Genomic DNA, 25118 nt, shown 5'->3' with positions numbered 1-25118 from the left:
GTACTCAGGTTTTGCGAGGGATCAGGACTTGGCGGTGAAGGCAGCTTCCTGGCCGAAGCCGGTCGGCGAGGTGGAGCTTGGGGTCTTGAGGCAGGTGCCGGCGGGGACCAGTTTCCAGGCGTTGGCCTGGTCTTTGGTTTTCGAGGTACCGGCGCAGGAGGTGCCGGCGCCCGCGGCGCAATCGTTCTTGCCGGCTTCAGCGACGCCGAAGCATTTCTGCATGTCGTCAGCAGCGTGGGCGGTGGTGGTCAGGGCGGACAGGCTCAAGGCGGAACCAAGGGCCAGGACGAGGGTAGCGGCGGACAGTTTGGTAGTCATGGTGCATCTCCAGCAGTGGGTTGAGTTGGCGGGCTTGAATGCCTGCTTGTACCACTAGAGAGGGGGGGATGGAATTCGTTACACCGGCTTCAAAAAAATTAAAAATTTCGCTTCACACAAAACAAATGTGGGAGCGGGCTTGCTCGCGAATACGGTATGTCAGTCACTGCATCGTTGACTGATCCACCGCATTCGCGAGCAAGCCCGCTCCCACATTGTTCAAGCCGGTTCCTTCAGCAATAGAACCTTAGCCGCCCAGATATGCCTCACGCACCTTCGGATCGGTCAGCAACTGTTCGCCAGTTCCTTGCATCACCACCCGGCCGTTTTCCAGCACATAGGCGCGGTCAGCAATCTTCAAGGCCTGGTTGGCGTTCTGCTCAACGAGGAACACCGTCACACCGTCCTTGCGCAGCTGTTCGATGATGTCGAAGATCTGCTGGATGATGATCGGCGCCAGGCCCAGTGAAGGTTCGTCCAGCAGCAACAGCTTGGGCTTGCTCATCAGCGCACGACCGATGGCGAGCATTTGCTGCTCGCCGCCGGACATGGTGCCGCCGCGCTGGCTGAAGCGTTCCTTGAGCCGAGGGAACAGGTGCAACACCTTGTCCATCTGCTCCTGGTAATCGCCCTTGTCGGTGAAGAACCCGCCCATGGCCAGGTTCTCTTCCACGGTCAGGCGTGAGAACACACGACGGCCTTCCGGCACCACCGCGATGCTCTTGCGCATGATCTGCGACGACTGCTGGCCCACCAGCTCTTCACCCATGTAGCGGATGCTGCCGCTGTGGGCCTGCGGCGAACCGCACAGGGTCATCAGCAAGGTCGATTTGCCGGCACCGTTGGCGCCGATCAGCGTGACGATCTCACCCTGGCGCACTTCCACGTTGACGCTGTGCAGGGCCTGGATCTTGCCGTAGAAAGTGGAAACGTTTTCGAATTGCAGCATTTTACGCTTCCCCCAAATAGGCTTTGATCACTTCAGGATTGTCGCGGATCTGCTCCGGCGTCCCGTCGGCCAAAGGCGTGCCCTGGTTGATCACCACGATGTGATCGGAAATGCTCATGACCAGTTTCATGTCGTGTTCGATCAACAACACCGTGGCGTTGTTTTCTTCACGCAACACGCTGATCAGCGCCTTGAGGTCTTCGGTTTCCTTGGGGTTCAGGCCGGCGGCCGGCTCGTCGAGCATGAGGATCCGCGGGCGGGTCATCATGCAGCGGGCGATTTCCAGGCGACGTTGCTGACCATACGCCAGGGTGCCGGCAGGGCGGTTGGCAAACTCGGTGAGGTTGACCTTGTCCAGCCAGTACGCCGCGTACTCCATGGCCTCGCGCTCGCTTTTGCGGAACGCGGGGGTCTTGAACAGGCCGGCGAAGAAGTTGGTGTTCAAGTGACGGTGCTGGGCGATCAGCAGGTTCTCGACCGCCGTCATGTCCTTGAACAGCCGCACGTTCTGGAAGGTCCGCACCACGCCCTTGCGGGCGATCTCGTGACCGGCCAGGCCCTGGATCGGCTGGCCGTCCAGCAGGATGCTGCCACCGCTCGGCTTGTAGAAACCGGTGAGGCAGTTAAATACGGTGGTCTTGCCGGCGCCGTTGGGGCCGATCAGCGCAACCACCTGTTTTTCTTTCACGGTCAGGGCTACGCCGTTGACCGCCAGCAAGCCGCCGAAGCGCATGCTCAAGTTTTCGACTTTCAGGATCTCGCGGCTCATTTGCGCAGCTCCATGTGTGGACGTTGCATGGGCAGCAGGCCTTGCGGGCGCCAGATCATCATCAGCACCATCATGGCGCCGAACATCAACATGCGGTATTCGCTGAACTCACGCATCATTTCCGGCAGCAGGATCATCACGATCGCGGCCAGGATCACGCCCAGTTGCGAGCCCATGCCACCCAATACGACGATGGCGAGGATGATCGCCGACTCGATGAAGGTGAACGACTCGGGGGTCACCAGGCCTTGGCGCGCGGCGAAGAAGCTGCCGGCGAAACCGGCGAACGCAGCACCCAGGGTAAAGGCGGAGAGCTTGATGATGGTCGGGTTCAGGCCAAGTGCGCGGCAGGCGATCTCATCTTCGCGCAGCGCTTCCCACGCGCGGCCGATGGGCATGCGCAGCAGGCGGTTGATCACGAACAGAGCCGCCAGTGCCAGCAGCAGCGCCACCAGGTACAGGAACACCACTTTGCTCACCGGGTTGTAGTCGATCCCGAAGTATTCGTGGAACGTCTGCATGCCCTCGGCGGCGGTGCGGTCGAACGACAGGCCGAAGAACGTCGGCTTGGGGATGCTGCTGATGCCGTTGGGGCCGCCGGTGATATCGGTGAGGTTGCGCAGGAACAGACGGATGATTTCACCGAAGCCCAGGGTCACGATCGCCAGGTAGTCACCGCGCAGGCGCAGCACCGGGAAGCCCAGCAAGAAGCCGAACGTGGCCGCCGCCATACCCGCCAGTGGCAGGCAGATCCAGAAGCTCCAACCCAGGTAATGCGAGAGCAGTGCGTAGGTGTAGGCACCCACGGCGTAGAAGCCCACGTAACCCAGGTCGAGCAGGCCGGCCAGGCCGACCACGATGTTCAGGCCCAGGCCCAGCAACACGTAGATCAGGATCAGGGTGGCGATGTCGACCGCGCCGCGCGAGCCGAAGAACGGCCAGATCAATGCGGCGATGATCAGGGCAATGATGATGTAGCGCTGGGTGCGTGGCAGGGTCAGGAATTGGCTGACCTTTGGCGACACCAACGGCCCACGATTGCCCTTGAACAGGGCACCGACCTGCTGGGTGAACAGCACGCGCAGGAACATCAGCACCGAGCACAGGGCGATGATGGTCAGGGTCACGGGACCGGTGCCATGCACTTCCAGGTTGATGCCGACAATGCTCAGCTTGAGGCCGAGTACGGGGAACGCAACCGCCCAAACCAACAGCGCGCTGAAAAACGCCGATTTAAGATATCTGCTCATACTTTCTCAACCTCCGGACGGCCCAGGATGCCGGTCGGACGGAACAACAGCACCAGAACCAACAGGCCGAACGCCACGACGTCCTTGTACTGGTCGCCGAAGATATCGGCACCAAAGGCTTCAGCCACACCCAGCACCAGGCCACCGAGCATGGCGCCCGGGATACTGCCGATGCCGCCCAATACCGCCGCGGTAAAGGCCTTGAGGCCCACCAGGAATCCGGCGTTGGGGTTGATCACGCCGTACTGCATGCTCAGCAGCACCGCCGCGACGGCTGCCAGTGCGGCGCCGATTACGAAGGTCAGGGCGATGATGTTGTTGGTGTTGATGCCCAGCAGGTTGGCCATCTTGATGTCTTCGGCGCAGGCCCGGCAGGCGCGCCCCAGACGGGAGCGGGAGATGAACAGGGTCAGGCCCAGCATCGCCACCAGGGTGACGACGAAAACCAGGATCTGCATGTAGGAAATCAGGACCTCTTCCGCACCGCCCGGGCCAAAGGAGAAGCTCCCCGGGATCAGGTTGGGGATGGATTTATCCTTGGAGTCCTGGGACAGCAATACGGTGTTCTGCAGGAAAATCGACATGCCGATCGCGGAAATCAGCGGGATCAAACGGTTGCTGCCACGCAAGGGACGGTAGGCAACCCGCTCGATACTGTAGCCATAGGCACTGGTCACGACGATCGACGCAAGGAACGCAGCGGTCATCAACAGCGGCAGGGAGTGGATACCCATCATGGCCAACCCGGCAAGGGCGATAAAGGCCACGTAGGAACCAATCATGTACACCTCGCCATGGGCGAAGTTAATCATTCCAATGATGCCGTAAACCATTGTGTAGCCAATGGCTATCAAGGCATAGGTGCTGCCAATGGTCAGGCCATTAACCAGCTGTTGGAAAAAATGATAGATCTCAGGCATTACAACGCTCCTAAAAACCCGATACGCATTTCACTGGTGGAGTCATGTTCCGGCCTTGTGCTGTGTTCTATGAGCACATTTGCACAAAGCGTTTGCCAGCGAACCGCTGGTGACGGTTTTAAGATTTTCAGGTGAGCCAGCGCCCGGATCGCGGGTGTCAGGCCCATAAACCTCGTAAAACAAAGCCCACTGCTCTCACAGTGGGCTTGTTGGACCAGTAACGCCTGGCTTACTGAGGGGAAACTTCGGTTTTTGGTTTACCGAAGTGCCATTCGTAGACCACAAATTTGAAGTCCTTCAGGTCGCCCTTGGCGTCGAAGCTCAGGTCGCCGGTAGGGGTCTTGAAGGTGCCCGCGTGGATGGCGGCTGCCACTTTGGCGGTGTCTTCGCTCTTCGCAGCGGTAATACCGCCGGCGATCACTTCAATGGCCGAGTAGGCTGGGAACACGAACGGACCGGTCGGGTCCTGTTTGTTCTTGGCGAACTCTTCAACGATGGCTTTGTTGGCCGGGTCGGTGTCGAAGGATTTAGGCAGGGTCACCAGCAGGCCTTCGGAAGCGCCCTGGGCGATTTGCGAGATGGAGTCGTTGCCGACACCCTCTGGGCCCATGAACTTGGCGTTCAGGCCTTTTTCCTTGGCTTGGCGCAGGATCAGGCCCAGCTCAGGGTGGTAGCCGCCGTAGTAGACGAAGTCGACGTTGGCTTGCTTGAGCTTCTGGATGATCGAGGAGAAGTCTTTGTCACCGGCGTTCAGGCCTTCGAAGACGGCAACCTTGGTGCCTTTTTTCTCGAGGGTCTGTTTAACGGCGGTCGCGATGCCTTCACCGTACTGCTGTTTGTCGTGCAGTACAGCGACGATTTTCGGCTTCACGTGGTCGGCGATGTAGTTGCCGGCTGCCGGGCCTTGGGCGCTGTCCAGGCCGATGGTGCGGAAGATCAGCTTGTAGCCACGTGCGGTGATTTCCGGGCTGGTGGCAGCCGGGGTAATCATGATCACGCCTTCGTCTTCATAGATGTCGGAGGCTGGTTGAGTGGAGCTGGAGCACAGGTGGCCGACCACGAACTTGACGCCGTCGTTGACCACTTTGTTGGCGACGGCAACGGCTTGTTTAGGATCGCAAGCGTCGTCGTATTCCTTGGCTTCAAGCATTTTGCCGTCGACGCCGCCCTTGGCGTTGATGTCGGCGATGGCTTGCTTGGCACCCATGAATTGCATGTCGCCGTATTGCGTCACGGGACCGGTTTTCGGGCCTGCGATGCCGATCTTGATGGTGTCGGCTGCGAACGAATGGCCGGCAACCCCAGCCAGGACCATAGCGGCAAACAGTTTGGAAATCTGCTTAGTAGCCTTATTCATAGTGCTCCACTCTTACTGTTGTATTTTTTATAGTTCTAGCGGCCTTGTGAGCTGCAGAACCGGATCAGATATCTCGGATATCCCCCCGGCAGTGCCCTGGCAACTGTACCGGTACAGTGTAGAGCGCCGGTTGATCGCTTGAAAAGCTGGCTGCTGGGGGCAAAACCCGGGTGTGTCGCTTAAATGAAAGAAAAAGACAGAATTGCGGCGGGGTGATGCCAGAGTTTCGGGCAATCCTTGGCTTTCCTGACACTTTCAATCGATGACTCATTTGCAACTGGGTTTTTCCGCAGGGGACACGACGTTATGATTGCGCCGATTTTTCCCCAAGGTGAACTCCCATGACGCAAGAACCTAGCACCCTCTATGCCAAGCTGCTCGGTGAAACCGCCGAAATTTCCTGGAAGGAGCTTGAGCCGTTCTTTGCCAAGGGTGCCCTATTGTGGGTCGACGCTGGCCTGGATTTGATCGAAGCGGCCGAAGGCATGGCCGAGGACAACCGCGACAAAGTCGCTGCCTGGCTGGCCGCAGGTAGCCTTGGCGAAGTGTCTGCGACGCGGGCGCTGGACCTGGTGGAGCGCGATCCGAGCTTGTGGGCGGTGGTGGTTTCGCCGTGGATTCTGATCCAGGAAAGGGCGGCGCAATAAAAGCCTGCACGAAAAAGGTGCGTCTTTTTTGCCGCTGTAAGTGTGTAGCGGAGTAACCGCTGAGGCGGTGATGGCATCTTGCCGTAGAGAAAGGTCACAGCCGAGGGTGACGTGCGCGTCACGGGAACAGTTGGGCGGGCGGCTAAACGGCTGCAGAATTGTTTCGTGGTGTGGCAAGGCTATACATTTTTTTGCAATACAGACCGTCATCGCAGGCAAACCAGCTCCCACATTTGAAATGCATTCCAAGTGTGGGAGCTGGCTTGCCTGCGATGGGCGCGCCTCGGTCTAAGCCGTCTTGCCGGTATGGTTGTTCAAGGAGATAACCTTGGTCTTGCCAATCCGGTGGCGGTAGATCTCACGCAGGTACTTGATCGATTTCTTCACGCAATCCCGTGACAGGCGAATGTCATTGATCGACACAAACTTCTCTTTGTCGTTGATCAACTCGCGGTACTTCTTCTCATACATCGGCTTGATCGCGTACCAGTTGGTATCAAGGATCTTCGCCGGGTTCTCGAATTCGTTGAGTAACTCGTCGATACGGTCTTCGTCAAAGTCCTCGTGGATGATGAAGTCCAGGATCGAGTTGTCCAGGGTGTCATCGAAGCGGTACGGGTTGCGCGCAAAGCAGCGTTTGATAAAGGCCACGATTAACGTGAGGAAGTCATCCGACAGGCACGGGCTTTTCGCGATCAGGGTGGTCAGCGACAGGTTGGCCGAGGCGCCGATCACCAGGGCGTAGCGCTTGAGGGTGGTGTTGGGGAACAGGCTGTTGAGGTGGGTCTTGAGCCGGTTCAGGTCCATGTAGGACAGCTTGTAGTCCTTGGGCAACGACACGATCGACACCACCGACGAGCAGTTCTTGAAGAAGTGCAGGTCATGCAGCGCGGCGGCGTCGTAGCCGGAGTTCTTGTACTGCTCCAGGGAGGCCTTGTAACGCTTGGATTCGATGGGCAGCAGGCTGATGCCTTCGATGGCCTGGGTGACCTTGTTGAAGTGCGGCAGGTCGATGGAGCGGAAGAACAGGTCGTCGATGTTCAGGCGCTGTGGCTCTTTTTCGAAGACCTTGAATTTGTCATTCGACGGTGCCGGCGTTTCCGGGACCACGGACTCGGCGTAGGCAATCGCCACCGGGCCGGCCAGGCTCATGAACAGGTCGTTGGCATCCAGGCGGATGGTTTCGCCGATGTCGATACCGGCGCGACGGAAGTAGTTCTGGTCGTAGTCAGTGGTCACGGCCTGGGCCGTGAGGATGTTGAAGATCTGCTGGGAAATGTACTGGTTGGCGTGTTTTTCCATAGCATTGACGTCAATGTTCTGGATATTGCCGTCATCGCTTTCTTCGGCGTAACGCATGATGTCGTTGGAGATCAGCATCATCGCGTTCCACGGCCGGATCCGCCCCTTCACGCTGGCTTCGCTGCTGTCTTCATTGGCGAAGTTGTATGAGAAATCCCATTCTTCCGACAGGTACTTGCACAGTAGCCGCCCGGCATTGATGTGCAGCGCCTCGGACATTTCGCTGCGGTGGTCGGAGATGTTCGGCAGCACGCAGATGCCGCTGGTGAAGATTGGCTCGAACACAAAGGCGTGGCCGCTCTTGCTGTCGTGCTCGTCAGCGGGTTTGGTGTCGAACGTCTTGTTCATGTACGAGTGCTGCTGGGCCAGGCCGAATTCCGAGGCCATGCCCGAACCGGTACCGCCACCGGCGCTGAAGATCGAGAAGTACAGGCGCGACTGGTTGGCCTTGATGCCGCAGGAGTCGATCAGGTACGAGTGGATCATCTTCCAGTCGGGGCTGGAAAAACGCTGGGTGTCTTTATTGAGAATGATCTTGGCCAGGTACTGGCCGAGGATCGGCGCGTTACCGGCGCCGCCGGCATGGACTTCCGACAGGTCCATGATTTTCATCTTGCTGTAGTCGCGCAGGAAACCGCTTTTCTCGCCCTTGCGCGAGAAACGGATGCGCCCGGCGATGTCTTTGTCCAGGTCGCCGAGCATCACCAGCGGTTCCACCAGGAACACCGGTTTACTGGCCTTACCGCTGCCCAGGCGCAGGTTGTTGCGGATCCACTGGGCGGGGCTGTAGCCCTTGTCTGGCGACTTGTCTTCGTTGCTGAATTCGTTCAGGTAGAACTTGCGCGCGTTGTACACCAGCTCCGCCACATCCAGCGCGATGTTCGAACCGCAACGGCCCAGGCCGATCAGGCACACCGAGGGAAATTCCTGCTCGTTGCGCGGATCGCTGTCACCTTCCAAATGAGGCGGACGTGGGAACACCATGTCGCGCAGGCCGTCGAGGTTGTCGAGGATGCGGTCGGTATTGGTTTCGGTGAAGTACAGGTATTGCTGGGTGGCCAGCGGGCGGGCGGTGCTCAATGACTTTGAACCTGAGGGTTTGTCCGCAGGAGCTGGGAGCAACACGTCGGATACCACGGTGGCAGAATTATTTTTAGAAGTCATTGTGCGCCATGTGCCTGGGCGGATGGCTGAAAATATCAAATAGCCATCACGAAATGGGAGTTCGCGACTTTACAGTGCGTCCTTGTCCTGGGCGAGTGGGTTTAACCCTAGTGTTTTCGGGGAAAACCTGGCCGGACTCCGATGAATCGGCCGTTTGTCGGCGTTCTTTAGGCGAATGATGGCGAAATGCCAAAGATTCGGCGTCAGCGAATTGGCCTGACGATGGACGTGGAGCCACCGAGTGTGGGGGAGGGGGCTTTAGGTGCGCTGTTGTCCTTGTTGCTCGCCTGGCTGTGCGGGTAAAGCGGGTTGCGCGTGTTGACGCCTTGCATGACCCCGATGATGTCGCTCGCCGGTACCGCCGGGCTCAGCAGGTAACCCTGGACGTAATCGCAGCCATGTTTGAGCAGCAGTTCGAATTGGGCCTGGGTTTCCACGCCTTCGGTGACCACCTGCAAGTGCAGGGTGTGGGCCATGCCGATAATCGCCTGGACGATCTCGATGTCGGCGGTGGATTTGGGAATGTCCTGGATAAATGAACGGTCGATCTTCAACGTGTTGAGTGGCAGGCGCTTGAGGTAGGCGAGGGACGAATAGCCGGTGCCGAAGTCGTCGATCGCCAGCGATACGCCCAGCGCACGGATTTGCCGCAGCAACGCCAGGGTGCTGCTGATATTGCCCATCAGCGCATTTTCAGTGACCTCCAGCTCCAGGCGGTTGGCGCCGATCCCGCTGAAGCGCAGCGCATCTTCGATTTCATCCGCCAGCTCATCACGGGCCAGGTTCAGGGCCGAGCAGTTCACCGACATGGTCAGGTCGGTGTAGCCACGGTCAGACAGCAGGCTCAGGTCATGACAGGCTTGGCGCAATACCCAGTGGTCCAGTTCGGCGATCAGTCCGTTGCTTTCGGCGATGCCGATAAAGCGGTCCGGGGCCAGCAACCCATGCTGTGGGTGTTGCCAGCGCACCAGGGCTTCCAGCCGCGTGACCTTGCCCAGTTTCAGGTCAAAGATCGGTTGGTAGAACAAGACCAGTTGATTGCGCGTGCGCAGGGCGCCGCGTAATTCTTCTTCCAATTGCAGTTCAAGGAAGGCGCGGGTCTTCAGGTTGGAACTGAAGAAGTTCAGGCTGTTGCGCCCGGTATCCTTGGACTGGTACAGCGCCAGGTCGGCGGTTTTCAGCAGTTCTTCACAGGTCAGGCCGTCATCGGGGAACAGGCTGATGCCGATGCTGGTGGTCATCACCATGCGTCGGCCGGCCAGCTCGATGGGTTCTTTCATCTGCTGCATGATGCGTTGGGCCAGGTGCCGGGCTTCGTCGCGGTGGTGGATGCTGATCAGGATGCAGAACTCATCACCGCCAAACCGTGCCACCACATCGGCGTGGCTGCGCACCGAACCCTTGATATGCCCGGCCAGCACGGTGAGCAATTGGTCACCGGCGTCATGACCGAGGCTGTCGTTGATGCGCTTGAAGTGGTCGATATCGAGGAAGATCACCGCCATCATGCCGTGAGAGGCGGTTTTTTCGGCGAGTTTCTCCGCAAAGATCTGGTTGAAACCCCGGCGATTGAGCAGGCTGGTAAGGGCGTCGTAATGAGCGACCTGTTGCAATGAAGCGCGGGCCTGGTCGAGTTCGCTGAGCAGGGCATTGACCCGGCGCAGGTCGCGTTCCTTGTGTTGCAGCTTTTTGTCGGCCAGGGCGGCGCTGATGCTGCTGCCGATCACCAGCAGCGTGATGACCGCCACCGACAGTCCCAGCTGGATGGGGTTGTTGTCCACCGGCAACGAGAGGTCAGCGCCAGTGGGGACGATCAATTGCATGGCGGCCATGCCAGTAAAATGCATGCTCAGGATCCCCGCGCCCAGGACCAGGCTCGCGGCATACTTGAGCAATTGATGAAACACGCCTGAGCCGGTGCGCAGGTAACTCGACAGCAGCAATGCAGCCAGGCTGGCGCCCATGGCGATGCCCACCGAGGCCAGGAAGAGTCCCGAGTCGAAATACATCTGGGCCTGGGACCGCATGGCCGACATACCCACGTAGTGCATCAAGGCAATGCCGATCCCCATCCAGACTGACGCCAGCAAATACTGGTGAAAGCGCAAGGCAGAGTGACTAAGGGTTTGCATGGCGATCAGCGACGCGATCAAGGCGATCAGCAAGGACGCGAAGGTCATCAAGAGTTCGTAGTGAATCGTGATGGGCGCCTGGAAGGCCAGCATGCTGATGAAGTGGGTGGACCAGATTCCACCGGCCAGGCAGCCGGCACCCAGCCAGCGCCAGTGGCGACGCGCGGTAGGGTCCTCGACATGACCGACACGTTCAGCCATGTCCAGCGTGCCAAAGCCTGCCGCGCATGCAACCAGATACGCCAGCAGCACCAGGAAGGGGTTATGACTGCAATTGAGAAGTAGGTGCCCGCTCTCTGGAAGCGCGGTGAAAAAGTGAAGACCCAGCCATTCCATAGCATGTCCCGTCATAGTGTCACGTCACTGCACAAGGCGATGACCTATTACGACCAGTGTAGACGCGTAGGAGAATTCGCCAGTAAGTAATGGCACTTTGCTTTTCTACGATTTTGGCATGCCGTCCATAGCGTTTGGTGCTAAGCGCTGATAGGCAGTTCCAGCTCGAACGGTGGTTCCAGCGGCGCCAAGCCAAACGCTGCCCGCGCGGCATCGCAATCGACGTTGTGCACGCCCTGGTACCACGAGGACTCGAATTCGCGGCACACACTTGAGCGCTGTTCGTAGATCGTGCAGCGAGTGCCTTGGCCCACTTCACCCTCAAGGCTGCAGCAGCGCGCGGGTTTCTGGTCGGTGCCGATCATTGCCACGCGGGTGGGGTTGATCTGTACCACCAGGTCATCGGGCACCGTGCCCCCCGACGAGGCGCACTCTCCCCAGAAGAAAGACACACGAAAGTGTGAACAGCAGGCACCGCAATTCAGACACGGACTGGCTTCGGACATGGGCGTCATCGATAAGAAAAAGTAAGGGGGGATGCTACGGAAGGCTTGCCATTCTATCCGTGCCATGGCCGTTGGGAAGGGGGGCGCGCACTTATATTTTTGTAGGCAAAGTCCCGTGCTTTCGGGCGAAATCATGCCCTATCAGCTTTACGAATCATTACAGACAACCGGGCCCTGCCTGACTATGTTGCAGGTACCGGGCAGGATGCATCGGGCATCGCAGCTCTCATAACAATAAAAGAGACGGACCCATGCAGAACTCGACCCAAGCGGCGAATGCCTGGCGCATTCTGTTCCTGCTGTTCCTCGCCAACCTGTTCAATTTCTTCGATCGCACCATTCCCGCGATTATCATCGAGCCAATCCGCATGGAATGGCACCTGAGCGACTTTCAGCTCGGCATCATCGGCACCGCCTTCACCATCGTCTACGCCATTGCGGGGTTGCCGCTCGGGCGCCTGGCCGATACCGGCTCGCGCAGCAAACTCATGGGCTGGGGCCTGTTCGCCTGGAGCGGGCTGACGGCGGTCAACGGTATGGTCGGCAGTTTCTGGACGTTTCTGCTGGTGCGCATGGGCATTGGCATCGGCGAAGCCAGCTATGCGCCGGCCGCGAATTCGCTGATTGGCGACCTGTTCCCGGCGCACCGCCGCGCGCGGGCCATGGGAATTTTCATGCTGGGCCTGCCGTTGGGGCTGTTGCTGGCATTCTTCACCATCGGCTGGATGGTCAAGGCGTTCGACAGCTGGCGCGCACCGTTCTTTATCGCGGCGGTGCCGGGGCTGATCCTCGCGGTGTTCATGTTCTACATCAAGGAACCCAAGCGCGGTGCAGCAGAAACCGTGCAAGTCTCCCAGGAACGCGTCGACCGCCCGATCCGCCGCGTACTGGCGGTGCCGACCTTCTTGTGGCTGGTGTTGGCCGGGCTGTGCTTCAACTTCGCCACGTACGCGTGTAACTCGTTCCTGGTGCCGATGTTGCAGCGTTACTTCCTGATGCCGTTGCAAGAAGCGGCGGTCGCCACCGGGGTTATCGTGGGGATCACCGGCCTGGTCGGCCTGACCCTGGGTGGCTGGATCGCCGACAAGATCCACCAGCGTGTCGCCAACGGCCGGCTGTTGTTCGCCGCGTTCAGCTTGGTCATCTCCACCGTGACCACAGCCTGGGCGTTGCACGCAGGGCGCATCGAGATCGGCGTATTCGTGGCGCTGTTCAGTGTGGGTTGGCTGTTCGCCTATAACTTCTACACCTGCGTGTACACGGCGATCCAGGACGTGGTCGAACCGCGCCTGCGGGCCACGGCAATGGCGCTGTTTTTTGCCGGGCTGTATTTGCTGGGCGGCGGCATGGGGCCGATCGTTGTCGGGGGCCTGTCCGATCACTTTGCCCACTCGGCGATGTATGCGGCGGGGGCGGAGCAGATGACCGAGGCTTACAAGGCGGTGGGGTTGCATGACGCCATGTACCTGATTCCGGTGGCGTTGTTCCTGACCATGCTGTTTCTGTTCCAGGCGTCGCGCAGTTTTGTGCGCGATGCCCAGCGGATGAAGGATGGGTTGGGGGTGGTTGAGGTGCCGGCGTCCGCGGCGACGGCTTGAGACCGAGGTGCCGCCTTCGCAGGCAAGCCAGCTCCCACATTTTGATTTGTGAATACATTCAAATGTGGGAGCTGGCTTGCCTGCGAAAGGGCCTTCAAGGCAAAAAAAAGGCCCGCATTGCGCGGGCCTTCTTTATTGGCGGAGCAGGGCGGTGATCAACCCGCCACCAACACCCGAATCGCTTCCAGTCGCAGCGCCGCCTTGTCCAGCATGGCCAAGCCTTGCTCACGTTGGGTGCGCAGGGCAACCAGCTCGCTGTCACGCACGGTCGGGTTGACCGCTTGCAACGCGGTCAGGCGCGCCAGTTCTTCGTCGGTGTCCGCCGCCAGGCGACGCTTGGCCTCGGCCACACGCTCGGCGTGGCGCGGGGTGATCTTCTCTTCACCGGCGTTGATCCGTGGCGTCAGCTGATCGCGCTGGGCCTGGATGAACTTGTTGGCGCTGGCGCGTGGCACGCTTTCCAGCTGGTCGTTGAGGGTTTCAAACGACACGCGGCTGGACAGGTCGTTGCCATTGGCATCCAACAGGCAGCGCAGGGCGGCCGGTGGCAGGTAGCGACCCAGTTGCAGCGAACGCGGGGCCACCACTTCACTCACGTAGAGCAGTTCCAGCAACACCGTGCCCGGCTTCAGCGCCTTGTTCTTGATCAGTGCCACGGCGGTGTTGCCCATCGAACCGGACAGCACCAGGTCCATGCCGCCCTGCACCATCGGGTGTTCCCAGGTGATGAACTGCATGTCTTCGCGCGACAGCGCCTGGTTGCGGTCGTAGGTGATGGTCACACCTTCGTCGTCGCCCAGGGGGAAGCTGGCGTCGAGCATTTTTTCGCTGGGCTTGAGGATCAGCGCGTTTTCCGAATGATCTTCGCTGTCGATGCCGAACGCGTCGAACAGGGTTTCCATGTAGATCGGCAGGGCGAACTGGTCGTCTTGCTCCAGGATGTCCTCGACCAGCGCATCACCTTCACCCGCGCCGCCGGAGTTGAGTTCCAGCAGGCGGTCGCGACCAGTGTGCAGCTCTTCTTCGAGACGCTCGCGCTCGGCACGGGCCTCGTCGATCAGGGCTTGCCACTCGCCGTCATCGGCATTTTCCAGCAGCGGCAGCAGGCGTGGGCCGAACTGGTGCTGCAAGGCGTTGCCGGTCGGGCAGGTGTTGAGGAAGGCGTTCAGCGCTTCGTGGTACCACTGGAACAGGCGCTCTTGCGGGCTGGTTTCCAGGTACGGCACGTGCAGTTCGATCACGTGTTTCTGGCCGATCCGGTCCAGACGGCCGATCCGCTGTTCCAGCAGGTCGGGGTGGGACGGCAGGTCGAACAGCACCAAGTGGTGGGAGAACTGGAAGTTGCGGCCTTCACTGCCGATTTCCGAGCAGATCAGCACCTGGGCGCCAAACTCTTCATCGGCGAAGTAGGCGGCGGCGCGGTCACGCTCGAGGATGTTCATGCCCTCGTGGAATACCGTGGCCGGAATGCCGGAGCGCACGCGCAGGGCGTCTTCCAGGTCCATGGCGGTTTCGGCGTGGGCACAGATCACCAGGACCTTGGTGCGCTTGAGCATTTTCAACTGGTCGATCAGCCACTCCACCCGTGGGTCGAAGCGCCACCAGCGGTTTTCTTCTTCGACGTCCGGCTGCGACTGGAAGCTGACTTCCGGGTACAGCTCGGCGTGTTCGCCCAGCGGCAACTCCAGGTACTCGTCCGGGTTCGGCAACGGGTAGGCGTGCAGTTTGCGCTCCGGGAAGCCTTGCACCGCGGCGCGGGTGTTGCGGAACAGCACGCGGCCAGTGCCGTGGCGGTCGAGCAACTCACGCACCAGGCGTGCGCTGGCTTCGGTGTCGCCATCGTTGACGGCGGTGAGCAGCGCTTCACCTTCGTTGCCGAGGAAACCCTGGATGGTCTTGTGCGCCGTAGGGGAGAGGCGCCCCTTGTCCAGCAGTTCCTGCACGGCTTCGGCGACCGGGCGATAGTTCTCGCTTTCGGCGCGGAAGGCGGCGAGGTCGTGGAAGCGGTTCGGGTCGAGCAGGCGCAGGCGCGCGAAGTGGCTGTCCTGGCCCAATTGTTCCGGGGTGGCGGTAAGCAGCAGCACGCCCGGGATCACTTCGGCCAGTTGTTCAACCAGCGAGTACTCGGGGCTGGCCTTGTCTTCGTGCCACACCAGGTGGTGAGCTTCGTCGACCACCAGCAGGTCCCAGCCCGCAGCGAACAATGCGTCCTGGGCCTTCTCGTCGTCCACCAGCCACTCCAGTGCGACCAGCGCCAACTGGGTGTCTTCGAACGGGTTGGTGGCATCGCTTTCGATAAAGCGTTCTTCGTCGAACAGCGCAACCTGCAGGTTGAAGCGGCGGCGCATTTCCACCAGCCATTGGTGCTGCAGGTTTTCCGGGACCAGGATCAGCACGCGGTTGGCGCGGCCCGACAGCAGCTGACGATGGATCACCAGGCCGGCTTCGATGGTTTTACCCAGGCCCACTTCGTCGGCCAGCAAAACCCGTGGCGCGATACGGTCAGCGACTTCGCGGGCGATGTGCAGTTGGTGAGCAATAGGTTGCGCACGCACGCCACCCAGGCCCCAGAGCGAGGACTGCAACTGGCGGCTGGTGTGTTCCAGGGTGTGGTAGCGCAGCGAGAACCAGGCCAGCGGGTCGATCTGGCCGGCGAAAAGACGGTCGCTGGCCAGGCGGAACTGGATGAAGTTGGAGAGTTGGGTTTCCGGCAGGGTGACCTGCTCGTTCTGCCCATTGAGGCCGTGGTACACCAGCAGGCCATCGACGTCGTCGACTTCCTGCACGGTCATTTTCCAGCCTTCGAAATGGGTGATGGAGTCGCCCGGCGAAAACCTCACGCGAGTGAGGGGCGCATTCCGTAGCGCATACTGGCGGGTGTCGCCAGTGGCCGGATAGAGCACGGTCAACAAGCGGCCGTCCTGTGCCAGAACGGTGCCTAACCCCAGCTCTGCTTCGCTGTCACTAATCCAGCGTTGCCCCGGTTGATACTGCTGCGCCATGCTGCCTGACTCCCGCCGTGAAAAAGCCGACTATCTTAACGGAACAAGCCCCCACGCCCAAGGACTCTGAGAAAAACTACTCCCTTGGCGCGGCGTATCGGAGGCCGAATCGACGGGTGGCGGGCACTTGCGAGTGTCGACTGGGTCACAGGTTGGCGAGCCTGTACTCAAGTCGCCCTGCAACCCGCCGAAAGCCTGTTGATCAGGAGAATAATCATTATGCTGCCACCCATGTTGCCCGTCAGCGTTGTGCCGGTGACGTCACAACTCGATCCGGTGCGCCAGAAGCCGGATATCCCGCCCGTGGTACCCGTTCAGCCGGGCTCCAACGAGAGCACGATCGACTTGAAAAAGGGCGATGCCGAGACCTCGACCTTTTTGCTGCGTGAAGAACAACGGCGTCAGCAGGAACAGCAGAAACGCCGGCGCGAGGCCGACGAAGACCCGGAGCAGCACCTGGCCATTCCGGGGGACCTGCTCAACGCCGACAACACCGTGCCGGTGGTGCCGTTGATCGAAGACGCGCCGCGCCAGGGCCTGTGGGTGGACGTCGAGGTTTAGTCGCGCAATTCCCGTAGGGCGGCTATCAGCAACTCGATATCGTGCTCGTTGTTGAGCGGGCTGACTGAAATCCGCGCCACGCTTTCCAGGCCCCGCGCCTGCATGTCCAGCGGCGTGTACGCGACACCGTTGGCCCCGATGTTAATGCGCTTCAACCCCAGGCGCCGCTTGAGTTCAAAGGCATCCCAACCAGCCAGGTTGAAGGCGATCAAGCCGGATTGACGAGTCCCCAGGTCGTGCAGGGTAATGCCCTCAGTCCCTTGCAACGCTTCGCGGATTTGCGCGCTGGTATGCGAAACCCTCTCCCAGACGCGCTCGATGCCCAGTCGATTCATCTCCTGCAGCGCATTGCCCAGCCCCGCCAGCAAGGCGAAGGATGTTTCGCTGGTTTCAAAGCGCCGTGCATCATTGCGCAGGTCAAAGCCTTGAGCCGTCCACGGCGCCGAAAACACGTCACGCTGGGCAGGGTTCAACCGCTCAAGAAAGTCTGGTCGCACATAGAGCAGCGCCGTGCCACGCGGCCCACGCAGGTGTTTGCGCCCCGCCGACTTGAGCACATCGCACTGCAGCGCTTGCACATCCACCGGCACTTGGCCCACGGCTTGTCCGGCGTCGATGAAGAAGGGGATGGCGTGACGCCTGGCCACGTCGCCAATGGCTTGGGCAGGGTTGATCAGCCCGCCATTGGCCGGGAGCCAAGTGAGGTCGATCAACTTCACCCTGGCATTGATCATCGACTCCAGCGCCAGCGGGCACACGGCGCCGCTTTCATCACAGGGGATGACTTCTATCCGGGCCCCGGCTTGCACCGCCAGGTCCATGCTGGCCAGGTTGCCCCCCCATTCGTGGCGGCCCACGAGAATGCGATCGCCCGGCTGCCAGGGCCCCAAGGCCTGGAATGCCATGCTCCAGGCGGTCGAGCCACTGCTGGCAAATGCGATGGATGAGGCGGGGGCGTTAAGCAGTTGCGCGGCGGCACGACGGGCTTTTTCCATCAGCACTGCGCCATGTTCGCCGGCCTCCATCGGGCCGTCGCGGGCCTCCCGCTGCAGTTGCTCGATGATCGCGTCGAGAGTCGCCTGGCTGGGCAGGGAGGCGCCGGCTGGGTTGAAGTGCACGATGCCGGACTGGCAGCCAGGCGTTTCATCCCGTAACTGCTGGACGTCGAGCGGGCTCACGGGCGCAGCTCGAACAGTGCATCAACCTCCACGGCCACACCGGCGGGCAAGCTGGAGACGCCCACGGCGGTGCGCACGTGCCGGCCCTTCTCGCCGAGGGCGTTGACCAGCAGGTTGGAGGCACCGTTGGCGACCACGCTTTGTTGCTTGAAGTCGCCGCTGCTGGCGATAAACACCCCCAGGCGCACGGTACGCACCAGGCGCGACAGGTCATCTCCGAGGGCATCGCTCAACTGCCCGAGCAAGCCCAGGGCGGCCAGCTCTGCCGCGTGTGCGCCTTCGTCATCGCTGATGGACTCGCCCAGCCGACCGACATAAGCCGGTTTGCCATCCACCAGGGGGATTTGCCCGGACACGAACAGGTGGTGCTGGCTCACGACATGGTTGATGTAGTTGGCAATCGGCTGGCTGGGTGTGGGCAGTGTGAGGCCCAGGGCTTGCACGCGTTGGCGGAGGGAGTCGCTCATGATGAAACCTCTCTGTTCAGGAGGTTCCAGCATGTGAGGTGTGGCGATGGGCGACAAACGGATAGATCTCACGCGACGTATCGAAAAAACTCACGCGTCGGCGCAGGCCTCCTTCAGCCATTGGCTGAAACACGCAGCGGCTTCGCTGGTAGCGCCTTGGGGGGCAATGAGCCAATAGCCGATGTCGCTGTGATAGGGCGGCCAATCAAAGGCTTCCACCAGGCTGCCGTCCTGCAGCCGACGCTCGATCAGGCGATGACGGCCCATGGCAATGCCTTGGCCGGCCACGGCGGCTTCGACCACGATGTTGTAGTCGTGCAGCATTACGCGGGGGTTGCGGGTGAGGTCGACCTGGTAGTGCTCGGACCAATCGGTCCATTCAAATGGCCGGTGCGATGTCGCCATCAGCAGCGGGCTGTCATGCAGGGCCTTGAACGTCGGGCTGCACACCGGGGAGATGACTTCCGGCATCAATCGCGTGGCCTGCACGTCGGGCCAGTCGCCCTTGCCGTAGCGGATGGCCAGGTCAACTTCGGCGCCAGCGACGTTGGCCAGTTGGATCGCCGGCAACAACTCCACCTGGATATGCGGATAACGGTTTAGAAAGGCGGCCAGGCGTGGCGCCAGCCACAGGGTGGCGAAGGAGGCCAACAGGCCGACGCGCAGCACGGTGGTGCTGGGTGCCGTTCTCTGGGCGCGAGTGGCGGCGGCGATGGCGTCGAGTGCTGGGCGGATTTCGTCGTAGTACTGTTGGCCGTCGGTAGTCAGATCGATGGCGCGGGTGCGTCGGATAAACAGCGGTTTACCCAGGTGCTGCTCTAGTTTCTGCACCTGATGACTGAGGGCACTTTGGGTAACCGACAACTCGTTCGCCGCCTTGATAAAACTCAGATGCCGCGCGACGGCCTCGAAGGCACGCAGGGCCAGCAGCGGCGGAAGGTCGTTGTGCAGTGCCACCGGGTGCGCCTCCTGATTTGGGTGGAAAGTGCCGATTTTGGGCGATGGCCTGCCTTTTGTCGCCGGTTGATTTGCCGTCGGGCGGGGGAGGCCGCATTATTGAGCCATTCCCTCCACGACGTAAGCCAAGCCATGAGTGAAGACGACAAGCTGATCGACCTGAATGCCGAACGTGCCAAGCGCGTGCATGACCTCAATGACAAGCGCCTGAATGAAGTGCGCCAGGCATTCGAACAGGCCATGCCACTGGGCAAAGTGAAGAAAAAACCGAAGAACAAGCCAAAAAAGCGTTGAAACAGCCTGCATCCATTGATGCAGGTCAGTTATTGCCCTTCTTTACGCCCCGTCGCGGGCGACATTGATCCCCGTCAATTTTCCAATCCGCCTTCTCCATTAACTTAGCCCTATCGCAACAGGGCAAGTGCAGGAGGCCGGTCATGTTTTTCGATAATGTGGTGTTTGCCGGAGTGCTGACTGTAAGCCTCATGGTGATGTTTTTTGTAGGGTTTGGATTTTTTATCTGGAAAGACGCGAACAAGCGTAAAAAACCGTAAGTCTTTCCGGATTACATGGGCACGCAAGGCATTTTGGGCGACTTCGGTCGCCCTTTTTTTTTGCCTTGAATTAACACGATGACTTGTAGGAGCCGGCTTGCCGGCGATGGTCGTTAACGATCAAGCGATATGTCTGGAAAAGTCTGGCGCCTTTAGGCCCTTCGCCGCCAAGCCAGCGCCTACAGAAATACGAACATAAAAAAAGGTGCGACCCTCGCGGATCGCACCTTTTTTATTACCGCCGGGTTATCAGCTACCCAGCGCCTTGGACGCCAGCCAGAACAACCCGGCCGACAGGGCCACGGTGGCGGGCAGGGTCAGCACCCAGGCCATTAGGATGGTCTTCACGGTGCCGCCTTGCAGGCCGCTTTTGTTTGCGACCATGGTACCGGCCACACCCGACGACAGTACGTGGGTGGTGGATACCGGCAGCGCAAAGATGTTGGCGAAGCCAATCATGGTTGCGGTGGTGATCTGCGCCGACATGCCCTGGGCATAGGTCATGCCCTGCTTGCCGATCTTCTCGCCGATGGTCAGAACCACACGCTTCCAGCCCACCATGGTGCCTAGGCCCAAGGCCAGTGCAACGGCGAGGATTACCCAGAACGGTGCATATTCTGTGGTGGCGGTCAGGTCTTTGCGCAGCTTGTCGAGGTCGGACTTCTCACGGGCATCCAGGCCTGGCAGCTTGCCGACTTTCTTCGCGGTGTCGTCCAGGCAGAGCAGATAGCGACGCACTTCAATGCGCTGGTCGGCGCTCAGCGAGTGATAGTCGGACACGCCCTTCAACGTGTCGACCAGCGCGTTGATGGTCGGCTCGGTCTGCTGCGGGTTGCACTGGAACTTGCCTGGCAGATCGTCCTTCACGCTTTTGCCCAGGGCCAGGAACTCGCCAAGCGTGGCGTTGTTGCGCTGGTAGAACTGGCTCAAATGCACGGTCGCATCGCGAGTACGTTCGATCTGGTAAGTGGTGCTGCCCAAGTCGAGTACGAACTGTGCCGGCACGATACCGATCAGCACCAGCATGATCAGGCCGATACCCTTCTGGCCGTCGTTGGAGCCGTGCACGAAGCTCACGGCCATGGCGGAGATCACCAGGACCAGGCGGTTCCAGAATGGCGGGTGCTTCTTGTCATCGAGCTTGCGGCGCTGGTCCGGGGTCTTGTGCATCTTCGACAGCGGGCGCCACCACTTCAGGCCGATCAGCACCAGGGCTGCGACCAGGAAGCCGGCCATCGGCGAGAACACCAGGGAGGCGCCGATATCCACCGCTTTCTGCCAGTTCACACCGTCAGCCAGGGGGATGTCGTTGATCAGGGCATTGGCCAGGCCGACACCGAGGATCGAACCGATCAGGGTGTGGGAACTGGAGGCCGGGATACCGAAGTACCAGGTGCCCAGGTTCCAGGTGATCGCCGCTGCCAATAAAGAGAAGACCATCGCCAGGCCATGGCCGGTGTTCACATTGATCAGCAACTCCACCGGCAGCAAGTGCACGATGGCGTAGGCGACACCGACACCCCCGAGCAACACGCCGAGGAAGTTGAACACCCCGGAGAAGAACACGGCCAGGTGTGGCGGCATGGCTTTGGTATAGATGACTGTGGCCACCGCGTTAGCGGTGTCATGAAAGCCATTGATGAACTCGAAGGCGAGGACAAAGGCCAGGGCGAGCAACAGGCTCACGAGAACCCAAGCATCCAGTCCGCTGAATAAATCGATCATGAAGGTTTTCTGACCCGGTCGTAAGGGGGCGCGATTATGCCAGAAAACCTCAGTAATCGATGCACTAGCTGCTCATCGGTAACAATCTTCCCTGAAAAAAAACCGGGAAAAGGCGTGCATCCCAGGGTTTTCGGGGCTCTGGCAAGTCTTTGATTTATAAAGCGCAGGGGGGCTAGGGCGGGGGATTGTCACAAAATCGTCATCCCTGAAACATTTGTATGAAATTTTACAGACGGCAGTGGTATGCAAGGTGGCCGGCTGCTAGCGATGTGCCAGCAGCCGAGGCCAAACCTTGAGGCTCAGACCGAATTGCTTATGGCTCTTCGGTTTTGAGTTCCTGTTCAATCTTTTGGATTTCCTGGGCAAATGCCTGGTCGAGCAGGCTGGCTCGTTTACGCCATGGTTTGCGTTCAGGTTCAGGCTGGGCGGCGTAGGTGGTGACTTCCCCGCCGTAAACGTCCTTGTAACGTTGCTCCTGGCGCTCAAGTTCCGCGCGCAGTTCATCTTTCGTCACATTGTTACCTAATTGAGTTGAGAGTAAATACGTTGCAGCGTTATGCCGGAATGCGCCCTCGGGGTGTCCCAAGTTGATCCGTAGAAACGTCCAACTTCGGAATAGGCAAGGGCGGCACTTGTTGAGTGCAGTCATTCGGGGCAGGTAGTTGCAATCGACACTGCACGGCCCGTGCAGTGCCTGGCGAGCTCCGGTTCCGATCATGCAACCGGGCGGACCTGCGCATAGAGTGCATTATAGCGGCGCATTTGAATAACACTATCAGCATAAAGTTAAAAACCATCAACTTTGTGTGAGCGTTTTGTTACACGGCCCCTTGGGTACCTGCGCAAATATTGGCGTCATAAATTCACGCAACTTCGGAGGTTATTAAGCACCGCTTAATTTCAAACAGCCCTGCACCCCGGCCATGGCTGTCCGCCGGCAAATTGCGATAATCGATTGATCGTCCGATAATCGCACAATGTTGTTGGCCCTGCCTTGTGCATCCCGGCTGACGCGGCTTGTAATAGCAGCCAAACCTCCCTGCGGTTGACAATAAGAGAAAGGATCCCGACATGAACGATCAATTGCGCAATTCCTTCGCGTCAGTGGCGCCGCCGATCGTTGCTTCGCCGGCCAAGCGCATCCAGGCGTTTACCGGTGATCCGGACTTCATGACCTCCCTGGCCCGTGGCCTGGCCGTGGTGCAGGCGTTTCAGGAGCGCAAGCGCCACCTCACCATCGCGCAGATCAGCCACCGTACCGAAATCCCCCGCGCCGCCGTGCGCCGTTGCCTGCACACCTTGATCAAGCTGGGCTACGCCACCACCGACGGGCGGACCTATTCGCTGTTGCCCAAAGTCTTGACCCTGGGCCACGCCTACCTGTCGTCGACGCCGCTGGCGGTGTCGGCCCAGCCATATCTGGACCGCATGAGCGAGCAACTCCACGAAGCCTGCAACATGGCCACCCTCGAAGGCGACGACATTCTCTACATCGCCCGTTCGGCCACCACTCAGCGCCTGATTTCCGTGGACCTGTCGGTGGGTGGCCGGCTGCCGGCCTATTGCACCTCCATGGGCCGCATCCTGCTCGCGGCGCTGGACGACGCCTCGCTGCAGGATTACCTCGACCATGCCGACCTGCAAACCAAGACCAGCCGCACCCTGACCACGCCCGAGGCGCTGTTCGAATGCCTGCAACAAGTGCGTCAGCAGGGCTGGTGCATCGTCGACCAGGAGCTCGAACAGGGCCTGCGTTCCATTGCCGTGCCGGTCTATGACGCCTCCGGCCAGGTGCTGGCTGCGTTGAACGTCAGCACCCACGCCGGCCGGGTCAGCCGCGGCGAGCTGGAACAACGCTTCCTGCCGAGCATGCTCAGCGCCAGCCGCGAGTTGAGCGCGCAGCTGTTTGCCTAAGCTGTTCGGTGACCGCACAGATCCCGGTTTGGTCAATTGACGCTGTTTCCCCTGGCTTATTAATGTGCGGCAGCGCTTTGAGCGCCGCTCAATAATAACGACGACCCCAGGTCGTCAGCCCGCCATCGGTGTGGAAATAAAAATAATGAATCAGCCCTCTGTCGGTACTACGTTGGACGTCCAGTCCTTCATCAACACCCAGCCACTGTCACGCTACCAGTGGCGCGTGGTGATCCTGTGTTTCCTGATCGTGTTCCTCGATGGCCTCGACACCGCCGCCATGGGCTTCATCGCGCCTGCGCTGTCCCAGGACTGGGGCATCGACCGCGCCAGCCTCGGCCCGGTGATGAGCGCCGCGTTGATCGGCATGGTCTTCGGCGCGCTGGGTTCTGGCCCCCTGGCGGATCGTTTCGGTCGCAAAGTGGTGCTGGTGGGCGCGGTGCTGGTGTTTGGCGCGTTCAGCCTGGCCTCGGCCTACAGCAGCAACGTCGACCAACTGCTGGTGCTGCGCTTCCTCACCGGGCTGGGTCTGGGCGCGGGCATGCCGAATGCGACAACGCTGCTGTCGGAGTACACCCCCGAACGCCATAAGTCGCTGCTGGTGACCAGCATGTTCTGCGGCTTCAACCTGGGCATGGCCGGGGGCGGGTTTATCTCGGCCAAGCTGATCCCGGCGTTCGGCTGGCACAGCCTGCTACTCATCGGCGGCATCCTGCCGTTGATCCTGGCGTTGGTGTTGTTGGTGTGGCTGCCGGAATCGGCGCGTTACCTGGTGGTGCGTAACCGGGGGACCGACAAGGTGCGCAAAACCTTGTCCCCCATCGAGCCCTCTATCGTTGCCCAGGCCAGCCATTTCAGCGTCCCCGAGCAGAAAACCGTCAAGGCGCGCAACGTGTTTGCGGTGATCTTCTCCGGCACCTACAGCGCCGGCACCTTGCTGCTGTGGCTCACCTATTTCATGGGTTTGGTGATCGTGTACCTGCTCACCAGCTGGTTGCCGACCCTGATGCGCGACAGCGGCGCCAGCATGGAACAAGCGGCGTTCATCGGCGCGCTGTTCCAGTTCGGCGGCGTGTTGAGCGCGGTGGGCGTGGGGTGGGCCATGGACCGCTTCAACCCCCACAAGGTCATCGGCACGTTCTACCTGCTGGCCGGGGTGTTTGCCTATGCAGTAGGGCAGAGCCTGGGCAATATCACCTTGCTTGCCACCCTGGTGCTGATGGCCGGGATGTGCGTCAACGGTGCGCAATCGGCGATGCCGTCCCTGGCCGCACGCTTCTACCCGACCCAAGGCCGCGCCACGGGCGTGTCGTGGATGCTGGGTATCGGCCGCTTCGGCGCGATTCTGGGGGCATGGATGGGCGCGACTTTGCTCGGCCTGGGCTGGAACTTCGAGCAGGTGCTCACCGCCCTGGTGATCCCCGCCGCGTTGGCCACGGCCGCTGTCGTTATCAAAGGAATGGTCAGCCACGCCGATGCTACCTGATCATGGCCGCTTTTCCGGTGGGAGCC

Annotated in this window: 22 protein-coding genes; 7 read left to right on the top strand and 15 right to left on the bottom strand. The window is 60.4% G+C overall.

Annotated elements, in window-relative coordinates:
* Nucleotides 1–21: 21 nt before the first annotated feature.
* From KHP07_RS01690 to KHP07_RS01665, 6 genes are all read right to left on the bottom strand, one after another.
* Entirely contained in the window at nucleotides 22–318 is a 297-nt protein-coding gene (locus KHP07_RS01690) for a BufA1 family periplasmic bufferin-type metallophore (protein WP_012722651.1), read from the bottom strand.
* A 247-nt stretch (nucleotides 319–565) separates the two neighbouring features.
* Nucleotides 566–1267 carry an ABC transporter ATP-binding protein gene (locus KHP07_RS01685; RefSeq protein WP_010212366.1) on the bottom strand — a complete coding sequence of 234 codons (702 nt, stop codon included), beginning with the start codon at nucleotides 1265–1267 and terminating at the stop codon, nucleotides 566–568.
* Nucleotide 1268: 1 nt separating this feature from the next.
* Nucleotides 1269–2036, bottom strand: coding sequence for a high-affinity branched-chain amino acid ABC transporter ATP-binding protein LivG (gene livG / locus KHP07_RS01680; protein ID WP_005785832.1), 768 nt, complete (start codon nucleotides 2034–2036; stop codon nucleotides 1269–1271).
* Entirely contained in the window at nucleotides 2033–3286 is a 1254-nt protein-coding gene (locus KHP07_RS01675) for a high-affinity branched-chain amino acid ABC transporter permease LivM (RefSeq protein ID WP_078047257.1), read from the bottom strand. Before KHP07_RS01675 ends, livG begins: the two co-directional genes overlap by 4 nt.
* Nucleotides 3283–4206 carry a high-affinity branched-chain amino acid ABC transporter permease LivH gene (livH, locus tag KHP07_RS01670; protein WP_003172375.1) on the bottom strand — a complete coding sequence of 308 codons (924 nt, stop codon included), beginning with the start codon at nucleotides 4204–4206 and terminating at the stop codon, nucleotides 3283–3285. Before livH ends, KHP07_RS01675 begins: the two co-directional genes overlap by 4 nt.
* A 229-nt stretch (nucleotides 4207–4435) precedes the next feature.
* Nucleotides 4436–5563: a branched-chain amino acid ABC transporter substrate-binding protein gene (locus KHP07_RS01665; protein ID WP_028619258.1), complete on the bottom strand. Its 1128-nt coding sequence runs from the start codon at nucleotides 5561–5563 to the stop codon at nucleotides 4436–4438.
* A gap of 341 nt (nucleotides 5564–5904) precedes the next feature.
* On the opposite strand from KHP07_RS01665, the gene KHP07_RS01660 reads away from it, so the two are divergent.
* Complete coding sequence (locus KHP07_RS01660) at nucleotides 5905–6210, top strand: DUF2288 domain-containing protein (protein ID WP_016970387.1); 306 nt, start codon at nucleotides 5905–5907, stop codon at nucleotides 6208–6210.
* A 288-nt stretch (nucleotides 6211–6498) separates the two neighbouring features.
* Here the strand turns inward: KHP07_RS01660 and KHP07_RS01655 are convergent, their stop codons facing one another.
* The 3 genes from KHP07_RS01655 to KHP07_RS01645 form a co-directional block, all read right to left on the bottom strand.
* Nucleotides 6499–8676 (bottom strand): hypothetical protein, encoded by a 2178-nt coding sequence (locus KHP07_RS01655; RefSeq protein WP_099493769.1) that lies wholly within the window; start codon nucleotides 8674–8676, stop codon nucleotides 6499–6501.
* 203 nt (nucleotides 8677–8879) lie between these two features.
* Nucleotides 8880–11144 (bottom strand): putative bifunctional diguanylate cyclase/phosphodiesterase, encoded by a 2265-nt coding sequence (locus KHP07_RS01650; RefSeq protein ID WP_214496493.1) that lies wholly within the window; start codon nucleotides 11142–11144, stop codon nucleotides 8880–8882.
* A gap of 140 nt (nucleotides 11145–11284) precedes the next feature.
* Nucleotides 11285–11650 (bottom strand): YkgJ family cysteine cluster protein, encoded by a 366-nt coding sequence (locus KHP07_RS01645; protein WP_214496492.1) that lies wholly within the window; start codon nucleotides 11648–11650, stop codon nucleotides 11285–11287.
* A gap of 251 nt (nucleotides 11651–11901) precedes the next feature.
* On the opposite strand from KHP07_RS01645, the gene KHP07_RS01640 reads away from it, so the two are divergent.
* Nucleotides 11902–13248, top strand: coding sequence for a spinster family MFS transporter (locus tag KHP07_RS01640; protein WP_078047263.1), 1347 nt, complete (start codon nucleotides 11902–11904; stop codon nucleotides 13246–13248).
* 155 nt (nucleotides 13249–13403) lie between these two features.
* On the opposite strand, the gene rapA is transcribed toward KHP07_RS01640, so the two are convergent.
* Complete coding sequence (gene rapA / locus KHP07_RS01635) at nucleotides 13404–16250, bottom strand: RNA polymerase-associated protein RapA (protein WP_078047264.1); 2847 nt, start codon at nucleotides 16248–16250, stop codon at nucleotides 13404–13406.
* A 219-nt stretch (nucleotides 16251–16469) separates the two neighbouring features.
* On the opposite strand from rapA, the gene KHP07_RS01630 reads away from it, so the two are divergent.
* Nucleotides 16470–16811, top strand: coding sequence for an aspartate-semialdehyde dehydrogenase (locus KHP07_RS01630; protein ID WP_078047265.1), 342 nt, complete (start codon nucleotides 16470–16472; stop codon nucleotides 16809–16811).
* Here the strand turns inward: KHP07_RS01630 and KHP07_RS01625 are convergent.
* The 3 genes from KHP07_RS01625 to KHP07_RS01615 form a co-directional block, all read right to left on the bottom strand.
* Nucleotides 16808–17989, bottom strand: a complete 1182-nt coding sequence (locus KHP07_RS01625) for an aminotransferase class V-fold PLP-dependent enzyme (RefSeq protein WP_214496491.1) — start codon at nucleotides 17987–17989, stop codon at nucleotides 16808–16810. The two genes, KHP07_RS01630 and KHP07_RS01625, sit on opposite strands and share 4 nt — an antisense overlap.
* Nucleotides 17986–18456: a RidA family protein gene (locus tag KHP07_RS01620; RefSeq protein WP_078047267.1), complete on the bottom strand. Its 471-nt coding sequence runs from the start codon at nucleotides 18454–18456 to the stop codon at nucleotides 17986–17988. Before KHP07_RS01620 ends, KHP07_RS01625 begins: the two co-directional genes overlap by 4 nt.
* Nucleotides 18457–18546: 90 nt before the next feature.
* Complete coding sequence (locus KHP07_RS01615) at nucleotides 18547–19413, bottom strand: LysR substrate-binding domain-containing protein (protein ID WP_078047268.1); 867 nt, start codon at nucleotides 19411–19413, stop codon at nucleotides 18547–18549.
* 99 nt (nucleotides 19414–19512) lie between these two features.
* Here KHP07_RS01615 and KHP07_RS01610 point away from each other — a divergent pair, with 99 nt between their 5' ends.
* Together KHP07_RS01610 and ccoM are read left to right on the top strand one after the other, a co-directional pair.
* Nucleotides 19513–19707, top strand: coding sequence for a hypothetical protein (locus KHP07_RS01610; RefSeq protein ID WP_141537463.1), 195 nt, complete (start codon nucleotides 19513–19515; stop codon nucleotides 19705–19707).
* 143 nt (nucleotides 19708–19850) lie between these two features.
* On the top strand, nucleotides 19851–19967 hold the full coding sequence (gene ccoM / locus KHP07_RS29655) for a cytochrome c oxidase subunit CcoM (protein WP_275957920.1): 117 nt from the start codon (nucleotides 19851–19853) through the stop codon (nucleotides 19965–19967).
* A gap of 249 nt (nucleotides 19968–20216) precedes the next feature.
* Here the strand turns inward: ccoM and KHP07_RS01605 are convergent, their stop codons facing one another.
* Both KHP07_RS01605 and KHP07_RS01600 read right to left on the bottom strand, forming a co-directional pair.
* Entirely contained in the window at nucleotides 20217–21692 is a 1476-nt protein-coding gene (locus tag KHP07_RS01605) for an inorganic phosphate transporter (protein ID WP_099493772.1), read from the bottom strand.
* A gap of 313 nt (nucleotides 21693–22005) precedes the next feature.
* Entirely contained in the window at nucleotides 22006–22206 is a 201-nt protein-coding gene (locus KHP07_RS01600) for a hypothetical protein (RefSeq protein WP_003189295.1), read from the bottom strand.
* A 557-nt stretch (nucleotides 22207–22763) separates the two neighbouring features.
* Between KHP07_RS01600 and pcaR the strand changes: the two genes are divergently transcribed.
* Nucleotides 22764–23606 (top strand): pca regulon transcriptional regulator PcaR, encoded by an 843-nt coding sequence (gene pcaR, locus KHP07_RS01595; RefSeq protein ID WP_078047270.1) that lies wholly within the window; start codon nucleotides 22764–22766, stop codon nucleotides 23604–23606.
* A 145-nt stretch (nucleotides 23607–23751) separates the two neighbouring features.
* Entirely contained in the window at nucleotides 23752–25092 is a 1341-nt protein-coding gene (gene pcaK / locus KHP07_RS01590; protein ID WP_078047272.1) for a 4-hydroxybenzoate transporter PcaK, read from the top strand.
* The last annotated feature ends 26 nt before the right edge of the window (nucleotides 25093–25118 follow it).

The sequence above is a fragment of the Pseudomonas sp. VS40 genome, assembly GCF_018587885.1.
Lineage (GTDB): Bacteria > Pseudomonadota > Gammaproteobacteria > Pseudomonadales > Pseudomonadaceae > Aquipseudomonas > Aquipseudomonas pergaminensis.
Note: the sequence above shows the minus strand (reverse complement) of the source record. Positions and strands in the feature narration are given on the sequence as shown.